General features: G+C 71.7%; 10 protein-coding genes. 7 read left to right on the plus strand and 3 right to left on the minus strand.

Going from position 1 to position 13,959, the window contains the following annotated elements; all coding sequences use genetic code 11:
* The first annotated feature begins 6 nt into the window (after positions 1-6).
* From CP970_RS39115 to CP970_RS39135, 5 genes are all read left to right on the plus strand, one after another.
* A complete protein-coding gene (locus tag CP970_RS39115; RefSeq protein ID WP_055543511.1) occupies positions 7-1,197 on the plus strand; it encodes a type III PLP-dependent enzyme in 1,191 nt (396 codons plus the stop codon).
* Complete coding sequence (locus CP970_RS39120; RefSeq protein ID WP_055543510.1) at positions 1,187-1,750, plus strand: GNAT family N-acetyltransferase; 564 nt, start codon at positions 1,187-1,189, stop codon at positions 1,748-1,750. The genes CP970_RS39115 and CP970_RS39120 overlap by 11 nt, the downstream gene beginning before the upstream one ends.
* Positions 1,750-3,003, plus strand: a complete 1,254-nt coding sequence (locus tag CP970_RS39125) for an MFS transporter (protein WP_191095008.1) — start codon at positions 1,750-1,752, stop codon at positions 3,001-3,003. Before CP970_RS39120 ends, CP970_RS39125 begins: the two co-directional genes overlap by 1 nt.
* 112 nt (positions 3,004-3,115) lie before the next feature.
* The gene (locus CP970_RS39130) at positions 3,116-4,072 is read left to right on the plus strand and encodes an AurF N-oxygenase family protein (protein ID WP_055543475.1); all 957 of its coding nucleotides are present in this window, start codon (positions 3,116-3,118) and stop codon (positions 4,070-4,072) included.
* A gap of 67 nt (positions 4,073-4,139) precedes the next feature.
* Entirely contained in the window at positions 4,140-5,834 is a 1,695-nt protein-coding gene (locus CP970_RS39135) for an FAD-dependent oxidoreductase (protein WP_055543474.1), read from the plus strand.
* 24 nt (positions 5,835-5,858) lie between these two features.
* Here the strand turns inward: CP970_RS39135 and CP970_RS39140 are convergent, their stop codons facing one another.
* Positions 5,859-7,163: an SLC13 family permease gene (locus tag CP970_RS39140; RefSeq protein ID WP_055543473.1), complete on the minus strand. Its 1,305-nt coding sequence runs from the start codon at positions 7,161-7,163 to the stop codon at positions 5,859-5,861.
* A gap of 152 nt (positions 7,164-7,315) precedes the next feature.
* Entirely contained in the window at positions 7,316-8,083 is a 768-nt protein-coding gene (locus CP970_RS39145) for an IclR family transcriptional regulator (RefSeq protein WP_055543472.1), read from the minus strand.
* Between the two features lie 142 nt (positions 8,084-8,225).
* On the opposite strand from CP970_RS39145, the gene CP970_RS39150 reads away from it, so the two are divergent.
* Positions 8,226-9,392, plus strand: a complete 1,167-nt coding sequence (locus CP970_RS39150) for a pyridoxal-phosphate-dependent aminotransferase family protein (protein WP_055543471.1) — start codon at positions 8,226-8,228, stop codon at positions 9,390-9,392.
* Positions 9,393-9,432: 40 nt separating this feature from the next.
* Positions 9,433-12,432, plus strand: coding sequence for an FAD-binding and (Fe-S)-binding domain-containing protein (locus tag CP970_RS39155; RefSeq protein ID WP_079043089.1), 3,000 nt, complete (start codon positions 9,433-9,435; stop codon positions 12,430-12,432).
* On the opposite strand, the gene CP970_RS39160 is transcribed toward CP970_RS39155, so the two are convergent.
* Positions 12,383-13,651, minus strand: coding sequence for a cytochrome P450 family protein (locus CP970_RS39160; protein ID WP_055543470.1), 1,269 nt, complete (start codon positions 13,649-13,651; stop codon positions 12,383-12,385). The two genes, CP970_RS39155 and CP970_RS39160, sit on opposite strands and share 50 nt — an antisense overlap.
* Positions 13,652-13,959: the final 308 nt, after the last annotated feature.

Genomic DNA, 13,959 nt, shown 5'->3' on the forward strand with positions numbered 1-13,959 from the left:
GCCACGATGACGTACGAAGCCGAGAGCGGACCCCTGTTCGACGCCCTCGCGGCGGCTTCCGCGGACCAGATCGTCTACGACCTGCCGGGCATCGAGGCGCGCTACGACACGCTGCGCCGCGAACTGCCGGGCGTCGCGGTCCGGTTCGCCATGAAGGCCTGCCCGGTGGACGAGGTGCTCGGGCGGCTCGCGCAGCGCGGCTCAGGAGTCGACGCGGCGAGCCCCGACGAGGTGGCGCAGGCACTCCGGGCGGGTGTGCCCATCGAACGGATGCACTACGGCAACACGGTCAAGTCCGACCGGAACATCGCCGACGTGTTCCGGCTCGGCATCCGGGACTTCGCGACCGACAGCCTGGAGGACGTGACCGCCCTCGCCGAGCACGCCCCCGGCGCCCGGGTGTTCTGCCGCCTCGCGACCACCGGCGAAGGGGCCCTGTGGGGCCTCAGCAACAAGTACGGCTGCTCGCCCGCCGACGCCGTGGACATCCTGACGACCGCACGGGACAACGGACTCGTCCCCGCGGGCCTGTCCGTGCACGTCGGATCCCAGCAGATGACCGCCGACGCCTGGCGCGGCGCCTTCGACCGCATCGCGGACGTCCTGACCGCCCTGCGGGAGCGCGGGATATCCCTCGACCACGTCAACCTCGGCGGCGGGCTGCCCGCGCTCGGCTACCGCGACAAGCACGGCAGACCGCTCGACCCCCCGATGGACAAGATCTTCACCGTGATCCGCGAGGGCATGGAACGCCTGCGGGAGATCAGGGGCCACCGCCTCGGCTTCGTCGTGGAGCCCGGCCGCTACCTCGTCGCCGACCACGGCGCGATCCGCGCCCACGTCGCGCGGCTCTCCGCGCGCGGCCAGGCCGACGGTGAGCGGCGGTACTGGCTCTACCTGAGCTGCGGCAAGTTCAACGGCCTCTACGAGATGGACCAGTTGCAGTACCGCCTGGTCTTCCCCACGCACCGCGGCGCCGAGTCGGTCCCCGCCGTCGTGGCGGGCCCCACCTGCGACAGCGACGACGCCTACTCCCACGAGGACGGACTCGTCCCGGTGCCCAAGGACTTGGCATCGGGCGACCCGGTCTGGGTGCTCTCCTGCGGGGCGTACGCGACCAGTTACATGACGCAGGGCTTCAACGGGTTCCGTCCCCTTCCGTACACGTGGATCGACGGCGGTGCGCATGCGGCATGAAGTGCGCGTCAGACACATCGTCGACGCCGACTGGGACGGCATCACGGAACTGGAGGCCCGCGCCTACACGGGACTCGGCCTCTCGGAGGGGCGCGCCGCGCTGGAGTCGCGGATGCGGGCGTCCCCCGACACCTGCTTCGTCCTGGACATCGGCCCCCGGCTCGCGGGCTACCTCCTCGCGCTGCCCTACGCGGAACACCAGTACCCGGACCTGCGCAGCACGGAGGCGGCAGGCGCCGCGCCCGTGACGCGCAACCTCCATCTGCACGACGTCGTCATCGCCGAGGACCTCCGCCACCGGGGGCTCGCCAGGCACCTCGTCGAGCACCTGATGGAGACGGCGCGTGCGCACGGGTACGAGCGGATCTCCCTGATCGCCGTCGGCGGCAGCGACACCTTCTGGTCGGCGCGGGGATTCACCGCCCGCGAGGACGAGGCCGCCCCCGCCGGTTACGGTCCCGGCGCCGTGTACATGCACCGCGCGGTGCCCGGCGACGTGGCGCTCGCCGGTGCGTCGCCGCAGACAAGTCATTCGCGAAGAGAAGTGGGCTGATGCGGGTGCTCCGCGTACGTGATCCTTTTTATCGGGGCCAGTTGGCGATCGCCGCCCTGTTCTGTTCCCTCGGCTTCCAGTACGCCACCTGGGCGGCCCGGATCCCGGCCATCAAGGCGGACCTCGGCCTCTCGGCGGCGGAGGTCGGTGTGCTCCTGATGGCCGCAGGGGTGGGCGCGGCCGTCTCGTTCCCGCTGGTCGCGATGTTGATGCGGCGCTTCGACTCGCGCCGCATCGCCGTCTTGTCGGCCATCGGCCTCGCCCTGATGCTCCCGGCCCTGGCCGCCGCGCCGAACTTCCCCGTGGCGCTGGCCGTGATGTGCTTCGACGGCTTCCTCGTGGGCTGCCTCAACGTCTCCATGAACGCCCAGGGCGCCGCCCTGGAGAGCAGGCACGAGCGCAACGCCATGGCCCGTCTGCACGCGACGTTCAGCGGCGGCTCGCTGCTCGCCGCGCTCGTCGCCTCCGGCATGAACGCGGTGACCTCGACGGTCGCCGTGCACTTCGCCGCGGCCGCCGTGATCCTCTTCCTGCTCGTCGCGTACGCCAGTACGGGGCTGCTCACCGAGGAGAGGGCGGCCGAGGGCGGCACGGATTCACAGGAGAGTGAGGAGAAGGAGACACAGGGAGTAGAGGGAGTAGAGGGGGAGAAGAAGGGCAAGTGGGCCCTGCCCTCCCGCATGACCCTGTGGATGTGCTGCGCCATGGCCTTCGGCACCGTCACCGAGGGCGCCATGAACGACTGGTCGGCGCTCTACCTGAAGGACGTGGCCAAGGCGTCGGCCGAGCTCGCGCCCCTGGGCATCGCCGTGGTCTCCGGAATGATGGTGGTCGCCCGGCTGTTCGCCGACGGCTGGCGCAGCCGCTGGGGCGACGGCCGCATCGTCGTGGTGGGCAGCGCGGTGGGCGGTGTCGGCCTTGCCCTCGCCCTGCTCAGCGGTGGTCTGGTGCCCGCCCTCATCGGGTTCGCCTGTGTGGGTCTCGGCGTCGCGGCCGTCACCCCGTGCGTCTACGTCGCCGCGGCGAACCAAGGCTCGGACACGCTGACTCTGGTCGCCGCCATGGGCACCACGGGACTGCTCGCCGGGCCGCCGCTCATCGGATTCATCGCGCACGCCAGCAGCCTGGCCTGGGGCCTCGGTGCCGTCGCCGCATCGGCCCTCGTCGTGTCGCTGTGTGGTACGCGGATCCGGTGGACGTCCCCGGCTGCCGCGCCAGGAACCGCGGAAGAAGCGGTTCTTACTCAAGGGTAGGCCGCGCCGACCCCCTTGTTATACGGTCCGTCTAACAAGGGGGGCGCGGCGGGCGAAGGGACGATGCGCCGCGCTCCGTTCTGCGCACACTTCTGAGCCGAGGAGCCGCAGCATGGCAAGCAGCACCGTTCGCCCCAGCACACAGGACCAGCCGCACCACGCCTCCGCCGACACCTCTCAAGAGGCCGACACCTCTCAAGAGGGCGACGTGTCGCAGCGGTTGCTCGCATCGGCCGCCGTCCTCGCGTACGACCCGGCCACCGAGGTCGACTGGGACACGCCCCTCGACACCGACCACCACGGCGCGAGCCCGGAGTGGAGCACGCTCTACGGCACCGCGTACTGGCGGGAGCTGACCGAGGCGCAGCGCAAGGAGCTGACCCGGCAGGAAGCCGCGTCCGTGGCGAGTACGGGCATCTGGTTCGAGATGATCCTCCAGCAGATGGTGCTGCGCGACGTGTACGCCAAGGACCCGACGAGCGCCGACGTCCAGTGGGCGCTCACGGAGATCGCCGAGGAGTGCAGGCACTCGATCATGTTCGCCCGCGGCGCCCGGAAGCTCGGCGCGCCGCCCTACCGGCCGAAGCGGTTCGTCGTCGAACTCGGCAGGGTCTTCAAGACGGTGGCCTTCGGCGAGGCGGCGTACGCGGCGATCCTCGTGGCGGAGGAGGTGCTCGACGTGATGCAGCGCGACTGGATGCGGGACGAGCGGGTCGCGCCGTTCGTCCGCACGATCAACAACATCCACGTCGTCGAGGAGTCGCGGCACATGAAGTTCGCCCGCGACCAGACGCGCAAGCGGCTGAAGGGCGCGGGCCCGGTGCGCCGCCAGATCAACGCCTTCGTCGTCGCCGTCGCCTCGTACTACATCGTCACGAGCATGGTGAACCGCCAGGTGTACGCGAACGCCGGGCTCGACGAGAAGCGGGCGCTCGCCGAGGCGAAGGCCAACGAGCACCACAAGTCCATGATGCGGTCCAGCTGTTCGGGCCTCATGGAGTTCCTCGCCTCCTCGCGCCTGCTCACCGGGCCCGCCCTGGCGTTCTACAAGCGCGCGCACCTGATCTGACCCGTTCCGAGGTCCGACCCGTGCCGAGATCAGAGCCCTTCCGAGCGAGCAGAGCCGAGCCGACGACATGACCTACGCCATCACGCAGACCTGCTGCAGCGACGCCACCTGCGTCGCCGTGTGCCCGGTCAACTGCATCCACCCGACGCCCGAAGAGCGCGCGTTCGGCAGCACGGAGATGCTGCACATCGACCCGAAGTCCTGCATCGACTGCGGTGCCTGCGCCGACGCCTGCCCGGTCGACGCGATCTTCCCCGTGGACCGGCTGCCCGCCGCGCAGCGCGAGTACGCCGACATCAACGCGGCGTACTACGACGGGGAGGAGCCGGGACCCGCGCCGGAAGGACCCACCTTCCACGCCTGGGGCGAGCCGTCCTTCCCGCGCGTCTTGCCCGCCGACTTCGCGCCGCTCAAGGTCGCCGTCGTCGGCACGGGCCCCGCGGGGATGTACGCCGCGCAGGACCTGCTCCTGCACACCAGCGCCGAGGTCACGCTCATCGACCGGCTGCCGGTCGCCGGTGGCCTGGTGCGGTACGGAGTGGCCCCTGACCATCCCGCGACCAAGAAGGTCGGCGACACCTTCGCGCGCTTCCACGCCCACCCGAGGGTGCGCATGCACCTGGGGCTCGACGTGGGCACCGACGTCACCCACGAGGAGATAGCGGCGCACCACGACGCGGTCGTCTACGCCGTGGGCGCCGCCGCCGACCGGAAGCTCGCGATACCGGGCGAGGAGCTGCCGGGCAGCGTCTCCGCGAGCGCGTTCGTGGCCTGGTACAACGCCCACCCGGACGCGGCGCGGGACCCCGTCGACCTGTCGGCCGAGCGCGTCGTCGTGGTCGGCAACGGCAACGTCGCCCTCGACGTGGCACGGATCCTGCTCGCCGACCCCGAAACCCTGGCCCGCACCGACATCGCCGACCACGCGCTGGCCGCGCTGCGCGCCAGCAAGGTGCGCGAGGTGGTGCTGCTCGGCAGGCGCGGGCCCGAGGACGCCGCGTACACGAGGTCCGAACTGCTCGCGCTGCGCCACGTGCCGGGCGTGGACCTGGTCGTGGACGACCACGACCCGCGGACCGCCCCCGCGATCGAGGCGGCCGCGGCGCGCGACAAGGCCGCCGCACTGCAGGGCGTCGGACGCGCACGGCCTGATTGGCAGGCGCCGCCCGCGCCGGGACGTCGCATCGTCCTGCGCTTCCACTGCGCGCCCGTCGAGGTGCTCGGCGACGACCGGGTCGAGGCCGTGCGGGTCGAGGGCGGACAGGTCGTACAAGGCAGCGATGGCGATGGCGATGGCGATGGCGACGTGGACGGGCGGACGATCCGCGCGGGCGCGCTGCTGCGCGCCATCGGCTACCGCGGGGTGCCGGTCGCCGGGCTGCCCTTCGACGAGGCCACCGGCACCGTGCCGCACGAGGGCGGCCGGGTGACGGGGCAGCCGGGCACGTACGTGGTGGGCTGGATCAAGCGCGGTCCCAGCGGCGGCATCGGCGCCAACCGCACCTGCGCCGCCGAGACGGTCTCCACGCTCCTGGCCGACGCGGTCGCCGGTGCCCTGCCCGCGCCGCGGCACCCGGCCAAGGGCTTCCGGCGCCTGGCCAGGCGCCGCAACCGGAAGGTGGTCGACGCCCGCGGCCTGGCCGCGATCGAGCGGGCGGAGGTCGCCCGGGGCCACCTCGACGGGCGGCCCCGGGTCAAGCTCGCCACGGTGGAGGAGCTGGTGGCGACCGCGCGGAGCGGGCGCCCCGGTCTGCTGCGCTGATCGGCGGCCCCGACCGCGTGGCGCTCATCCCTGCCCGGGCACCACGAACAGCGCCCAGGTGGCGAGCGGCGCGATGAGCGCCATGGAGAGCCCCCACTTCATGAGCGCGCCGAACACCTGTGGGCGCATCTCCTCCGGGGCGTTGGCGGCGACCAGCGCCCCGGAGGTCGACAGCGGTGAGGAGTCGACGACGGACGAGGAGACGGCAAGGGCGATGATCAGCCCCACGGCGGAGACCTGACCGTCCATCAAGAACGGTACGGCGAGCGGGATCAGGGCCCCCAGGATGCCGGTGGTGGAGGCGAACGCGGAGACCAGGGCCCCGATGAGGCAGATCAACAGGGCCCCGGCGAGCGGTGAGTCGATCTTCGCGACGCTCTCGCCGAGCCAGTCGATCGTGCCCATGCGCTCCATGACGCCGACGAAGGTCACGACCCCGCAGACGAGCAGCACGGTGGACCACGCGCACCGGTCCACCGCCCCTTTGGCCGCCTCGGGGTCGACGAGGGTCAGCACGACGACCACGGTGAGCGCCATGAGCCCGACGTTCAGGTCGAGGAAGAGCGCCCCCGCGACCATGCCGAGCAGTCCGAGCAGGGTCAGGGTGCGGGACCTGTCGAGGCGCAGTGCGACGGCGGGCTTCGCGGGTGCGATCGTCGCGGTCGTGGAGCCGCCGCCCTCGTGGGGGAGCGGTTCCGTGGGTTCGGTGGCGGGCGCGGGCCCGAGGTCCGTGCTGCGGCGGCCGATGAGGAAGTACGCCACGACGCTGAGCGCCGCGTTGAACAGGAAGGACATCGCGAACAGCAGTGCGGGGCTGCCCGGCAGGTCGTTGCGTTCGACGACGCCGTTGGTGATGCTGCCGAAGACGCTGGCGGGCGAGAAGCCGCCCGCGCTCGCGCCGTTGATGACCAGCAGGCCCATGAGCAGCGGGCTGATCTTGTACCGCGTGCAGAAGCTCATGCCGATGGGCGCGATGACGCCCACCGCGGCGGGCACGACGGCGCCGACCGCGGTGAGGGCCGCGGTGATCAGGAACATCACCCAGGGGATGAGGGCGATCCGGCCGCCCACGGCCCGCGTCGCGGCGTGCACGAGCCATTCGATGGTGCCGTTGTTCTTCGCGATGGCGAAGAGGAAAGTGACTCCTACGAGTACGACGAAGAGGTCCCCGGGGAAGCCGCCGAACACGTCGTCCGCGCTCTGTCCCGCGACGGCGGAGCCGACGGCGAAGGCGGCGACGAGAGCGAGCACTCCCATGTGGACCGAGGTGAAAGTGGCGACGGTGAACACGAGCACCAGTGCGCCGATCGCGATGAGATGGTCTGCCATGACACGTCCTCGCCTTCGGGCTGCGGCCGAGAGAGTCGGCCGGGACTGTCCGCAGCATGGACTTAAGGTTCCACTATGCGGAACTCTCCTGCGGCGTTGGCGAGTATGTGACGGCTGTCACGAACCGTCAAGGGGGTGCGACGGCACGGGAGTTACCGGACGCGGCTCGCGTGCGGCGCCTCGTAACCCAGCGCCGCACTGATCTCCTGGGCCGCCGCGCGCACATGTGATCCGAGGGCGTGCAGGCGCTCGCTGTCGCACCGGCTGCTGGGCAGATTGATGCTCATGCTCGCCACCGGGACGCCGTCGGGGCCGAGCACCGCGGCGGCGACGGCGGACACGTCGTCACGCCATTCGCCCTGGTTGAGGGCGTAGCCGCGGGCCCGGACCGAGTCCAGCTCGGTGCGCAGCGCGTCGGGGTCGTCGATCGTGGTGCCGGTGAAGTGCGTCAGGCCGCGGGCCAGATAGCGCTCGACCGCTTCGGGGGATCCCGCGGCGAGGATCGCCTTGCCGTTGGCGGACGCGTGCCCGGACAGCGGCTGGCCGAGCGGCAGCACGATCCGCACCGGCTGGCTCGTCTCCAGGCGCTCGACGAGGACGATCCGGTCGCCCTCGGGGACCGCCAGGTGCACGGTCTCGTCGACGGCGCGGCGCAGCTCCTCCATCACGGGCACCGCCACGTCCCGCACGCCGAGTTCGCCGGTGGCCTGCCGCCCGATGAGCAGCGCCTTCGTGGTGAGAGTCCAGCGCGTGGGCGTACTGCCGGTCTGCTTGATCCAGCCCGCCGTGTGCAGCGTGCCGAGCGCCCGCTGGACCGTGCTCTTGGGCAGGTCCATGGCCCGTGCGAGTTCGGCGACGCCGATGGGCTGGCGCGTTGCCAACTCCTCCAGCGTGCGCAGGGTGTTGAGGACGTTCTGCACCGAAATCCCCCTTGCGTACGGCCGTTGGCGCGACGCGACGGGGCCGTTGACCCCTCGCCGAGGATGACCCTATGCTGCGTCGTGCCGCATCACGATACGCCGTGCCGTCTCACGGCACAAGCGTGGAGGGGAGATTCGCGCAATGACCGTCCAGACCGGCCGCCACTTTCTCCAGATTCCCGGACCCACCAACGTTCCCGACCGGGTGCTGCGCGCCATGGCCGCACCCACCATCGACCACCGCGGTCCCGAATTCGCCGCCCTCACCCGCCGGTTGCTCGACGCGCTGGGGCCCGTCTTCGGCACGTCGGGCCCCGTCGTCGTCTATCCCGCGTCGGGCACCGGGGCCTGGGAAGCCGCCCTGGTCAACACGCTCAGCCCCGGTGACCGCGTGCTCTGCTTCGAGACCGGGCACTTCGCCTCGCTGTGGCGTGCCATGGCTCAATCCCTGGGCCTCGACGTGGAGTTCGTGCCCGGTGACTGGCGGCACGGCGCGTCCCCCGAAGCCGCCGTCGAACGCCTCCGGGCGGACACCGCGCACCGCATCAAGGCCGTCTGCGTCGTCCACAACGAGACGTCCACCGGCGTCACCAGCCGCATCCCGGAGATCCGCGCCGCCATCGACACGGCGGACCATCCCGCGCTGCTCCTCGTCGACACGGTCTCCTCGCTGGGCTCCATCGAGTACCGGCACGACGCGTGGGGCGTGGACGTGACCGTGACCGGCTCGCAGAAGGGGCTCATGCTGCCGCCGGGCCTGAGCTTCAACGCCGTCAGCGAGAAGGCCCTGGCCGCCGCGCGCACGTCGCGGCTGCCCAAGTCCTTCTGGGACTGGACGCCGATCATCGACGCCAACGAGGCGGGCTTCTTCCCGTACACCCCCGCCACCAACCTCCTCTACGGCCTCGACGAGGCGCTCGACATGCTCACCGACGAGGGCCTCGAACAGGTCTGGGCCCGGCACGCACGGCACGCCGCCGCCACCCGAAGTGCCGTACGCGGCTGGGGACTCGACGTGCTCTGCGCCGACGAGCGCGAGCACTCGGGATCCCTGACGGCCGTGCTCCTGCCCGAAGGACAGGACGCCGACGCCGTACGCAAGGTCGTCCTCGAGCGCTTCGACATGTCGCTCGGCACCGGACTCGGTCGGCTCGCGGGCAAGGTCTTCCGCATCGGCCACCTGGGCCACTTCAACGACCTCACGCTCGCGGGCACCCTCGCCGGGGTCCAGATGGGCCTCGAACTCGCCGGGGTCCCGGTCGGCCACCAGGGCCTGGCCGACGCACTCGACCACCTGCGCACCACCTGAACCGTACGTACGCCCCTTCGCCCCCCCCGGAGCATGTCGTATGACGTCGAGCACGGAGAGCACCAAGAGCACCAGCACCGAGAACGCCAAGAGCACCGAGATCGCCGCCGACACCGAGGACCTCGCACGGCGGCTCGCCGCCGACCTGGAGGGCGAGGTCCGCTTCGACGACTACAGCCGCCATCTGTTCGCACGCGACGCCAGCATGTACGCCATCACCCCGCTCGGCGTCGTCTTCCCCCGCCACGCCGACGACGTCAGGGCGGCGGTCGCCGCGGCCGCCGCGCACGGCGTGTCCGTGGTGCCGCGCGGCGCGGGCACCAGCCTCGCCGGGCAGACGACAGGCCCGGGCATCGTCCTCGACCTCTCCCGGCACATGCGGCGGATCGTCGCCCTCGACCCCGACGCCCGCACCGCGCTCGTCGAACCCGGCGTCGTCCAGGACGACCTGAACCGCGCCGCGGCACCGTACGGCCTGATGTTCGGCCCGGACACCTCCACCAGCAACCGCGCCACCCTCGGCGGGATGATCGGCAACAACTCCGCGGGCAGCGGCTCGCTGCGCCACGGCATGACCATCGACCACATCCGCGCGCTCGACGTGGTGCTCTCCGACGCGAGCACCGCGCACTTCGCGCCGCTCACCGAGGAGGAGCGCGCGGCCCGCGCCGGGCACGCCACCCTCGACGGCCGCATCCACCGCGAACTGCCCGCCCTCGTCGCGGCGCACGCCGGGGCCATCGAGGCCGGGTTCCCGCGGCACTGGCGCCGCGCGGGCGGCTACCGCCTGGACCGGCTCGCCCGCGAGAACACCCCCTTCGACCTGGCGAAGTTCGTCGTCGGATCCGAGGGAACCCTGGCCGTCACCACCCGGGCGCTCGTCGACCTGGTGCCCAAACCGTCCCGCACGGTCTTCGCCGTCGGCCACTTCACCTCGGTCACCGGCGCGATCGAGGCGACGCAGGACGCGCTCGCCTGCGACCCGGCGGCCGTGGAGCTGATGGACCGCACCATCCTCGACCTGTCCCGCCAGAAGATCGAATACGCGTCCCTCTCCGATGTGCTCGAAGGCGACCCCGAAGCGCTCCTCTTCGTCTCCTTCACCGGCGACGACGAACGCGAACTCATGGGCAGGCTCGACACGCTGACCGCCCTCTGGCGCCGCCACGGCCACGGCTACCACACCCTGCGCGCCGTCGACCCCGCCCACCGGGCCGCCCTGCTCAAGGTCCGCAAGTCCAGCCTCGGGCTGCTCATGGCCGCGAGCGAAGGAACCAAGCGTCCCCTCGCCTTCATCGAGGACACCGCCGTCGACCCGGTCCACCTGCCCGCCTACACCGCGCGGTTGAAGAAGGTCCTGGACCGGCACGGCCTCACCGCGGGCTTCTACGGCCACTGCTCGGTGGGCTGCCTGCACATCCGCCCGTTCCTGGACGTCACCGACCCCGCGCAGCGGCAGACCATGCGCGACGTCGCCGAGGAGATCAAGGACCTCGTCACCGAGTACGGCGGGGTCAACTCCAGCGAGCACGGGGACGGCCTGGCCCGCAGCGAGTTCAACCGCGCGCTCTTCGGCGACGAGCTCTACGAGGCCATGCGCAGGGTGAAGGGCCTCTTCGACCCGCACGACCGGCTCAACCCCGGCAAGATCGTCGACGCCCCCGCCATGACGGACCACCTCCGCGACGCCGCCCTGCCACCCGCACCCGGCCTGCGCACCCGCCTCGACTTCGACGTCACGGGCGGCATGCGCGCCACGGCCGACCGCTGCATGAACATCGGCCTGTGCCGCAAGACCGACACCGGCACCATGTGCCCCTCCTACATGGCCACCAGGAACGAACAGGACTCCACCCGCGGCCGCGCGGGCGCCCTCGTCAAGGCACTCTCCGCCCCCGACCCGCACACCGCACTCGGCGACGAGGCACTGCACGAGGTCCTCGACCTCTGCCTCATGTGCAAGGCGTGCAAGAGCGAATGCCCCCTCGGCGTCGACATGGCCGCCCTCAAGACGGAGGCGCTCGCCCACCACCACGACGAACACGGCGTCCCCGCCCGCTCACGGATCTTCGGCGCGATCCGGCTCCTGAACCGCCTCGGCTCGGCCACGGCGCCGCTCTCCAACCTGCCGGGCCGCGTCCCCCTGCTGCGCCGCCTGCTCGACCGCACGCTCGGCATCACCCCGCACCGCCCGCTGCCGCGCTACGCCCGCCGCAACCTCGTGCGCTGGTTCCACCGCCACAGCGCACCGGCACGGACCGTCACCCAGGGCACGGTCGTCCTCCTCGCCGACTCCTTCACCACCTACACGGAACCGGAGATCGGCCAGGCCGCCGTCGAACTCCTCGAACGCGCGGGATGGGACGTACGCCTGGAGAGCGGCGGCTGCTGCGGCCGGTCCAGCCTCTCCAAGGGCCTCGTGGACGACGCGAGCGACAAGGCGTTCCAGCTCGTCCACCGGCTCGCGGAGAGCACCCCGGCCGACGCCCCGATCACCGGCTGCGAGCCGTCCTGCCTGATGACGCTGCGCGACGAGCACCGGGCGCTGCTGCCCAGGGACTCGGCGCGCATCGCGATCACGGACCGGGTGCGCCAGCTGGAGGAACTCCTCACCGACGCCATCGACGACGGCAGGCTGCGCCTGCGCGCCGACTCCTGGCTCAGCGGCCGCACCCTGCTCTTCCACGGCCACTGCCACCAGAAGGCCGAGGTCGGCACGGCCGCGACCATGGCCCTGCTGCGCCGCATACCCGGCGTCGAGGTCGTCGAACTCGACGCGGGCTGCTGCGGGATGGCCGGATCCTTCGGCTTCGAGTCCGAGCACTACGACGTGTCGATGACCGTCGGCGACGACCGGCTCTTCCCCGCCGTGCGCGCCGCCGCCGACGAGACCGTCGTCGTCGCGACCGGTGCCTCCTGCCGCCAGCAGATCTTCCACGGCACGGAGCGCGACGCGTGGCACCCCGTGCAGCTGGTGCGGGAGGCGGCGGTCAGCGCGTCGGCTTCAAGCGGACGGGAAGCTGCGCCTGACCGTTCGTGATCAGCGAGGGAACCCGCGCCAACTGGTCCACGGGCACGGCCAGTTCGGCGTCGGGGAACCGCTCGAAGAACCGGCTCAGCGCCACGCTCCCCTCAAGGCGGGCCAGCGGAGCGCCCAGGCAGAAGTGGACGCCGTGCCCGAAGGAGAGGTGCTCAGGGTTGCCGCGCGTCACGTCGAACACGTCCGCGCTCTCACCGTGCCAGTCGGGGTGCCGGTTCGCGGCGGCGTACGAGGCGAGGATCGCGTCGCCCGCGGCGATCGTCTGCCCGTCGGGCAGCGGGATGTCCCGTACGGCGAAGCGCATCGGCAGATGCTTGACGGCCGGTTCGACCCGCAGCGTCTCCTCCACCACGCCGCCCCAGCCCGCGCGGCCCTCGCGCACGTGCGCGAGCTGCTCGGGGTGGGTCAGCAGCTGGGCGACGGCGTTGCTGATCAGGTTGACCGTGGTCTCGTACCCGGCGCTGACCATCAGCAGGAGCGTGTCGCGCACCTCGGCCTCGTTCAGGCCCGAGCCGTCGCCCTCCTCGTCCTGCGCGGCGATGAGGAGCGACGTCATGTCCTCGCCGGGCTCGGCCCGCTTGGTGGCCACCAGACGGTCGAAGGAGGCGTACAGCTCCGCGGTGTTCGCCGCGGACTCCTCGGCGGTGAGGGTGGTGGAGAAGACGCCGTCGACCAGCCTGCGGAACCCCTCGCGCTGCTCCTCCGGCACGCCCATGAGCTCACCGATGACCCGGATCGGCAGGGGATAGGCGAAGTGCTCGCGCAGATCGACCGGCTCACCGGCCGCGATGATCCCGTTCTCCGTCTTCCTGCCGTGGTCGAACCCCTCCTCCAGATCGTCGAGGAGCCGCGTCACGATCTGCTCGATGCTCTCCTGGAGCGCGGCGACGCGCCGGGCGCTGAACGCGGGGGCCACCAGGCGGCGCAGCCTGCGGTGATCGGACCCGTACGCGGTGAACATGTTCTGGACCGCGACCCACAGGGCCAGCGGCCAGGTCGCTATGGCCTCGTCGAACAGCGGCCAGTGTTTGCGCGCGTCCTTGGAGACGTCCGGGCTCGTCAGCATCTTCTGCAGCAGCGCGGGATCGCTGACGGACCACGCGGTGACGCCGAGGACGTCCACGCGGGTCGCGGGGCCCGCGGCCCGGAGCGCACGGTTCTCCGTGTCCGGGTCGGCGCCGGTGGGGTCGATGACGAAGGGCGGGGGCTGCTCGGGCATGTCGGGTCTCCGAATCGACGGTGGTGGCAGGGTGTTGACACCGGCGCAGACGTTACCCGCGGGTCGGGCCCGGCGTCTCACCACCTGCGAAGACGTATGGGGACTCTCCACAACGGGGGCCGACAGCAAGCGCGATGACGCGGTCTCAAGTCCCCCTTGCGTCAAGGTGGTTGTGCTCTGTACCACTGCCGCACGCGCGAGACGGGCGCGTTCGAGGAATTCCGCATGCGTGCGGCAGGGACGGAGAGGCCAGCGTCGGGCGCGCGGAGAGCCGGGCCGAGGGTGGAACGTGCGTACGCATCGCACAA

Origin of the sequence: Streptomyces kanamyceticus (assembly GCF_008704495.1) — a bacterium.
GTDB classification, from domain to species: domain Bacteria; phylum Actinomycetota; class Actinomycetes; order Streptomycetales; family Streptomycetaceae; genus Streptomyces; species Streptomyces kanamyceticus.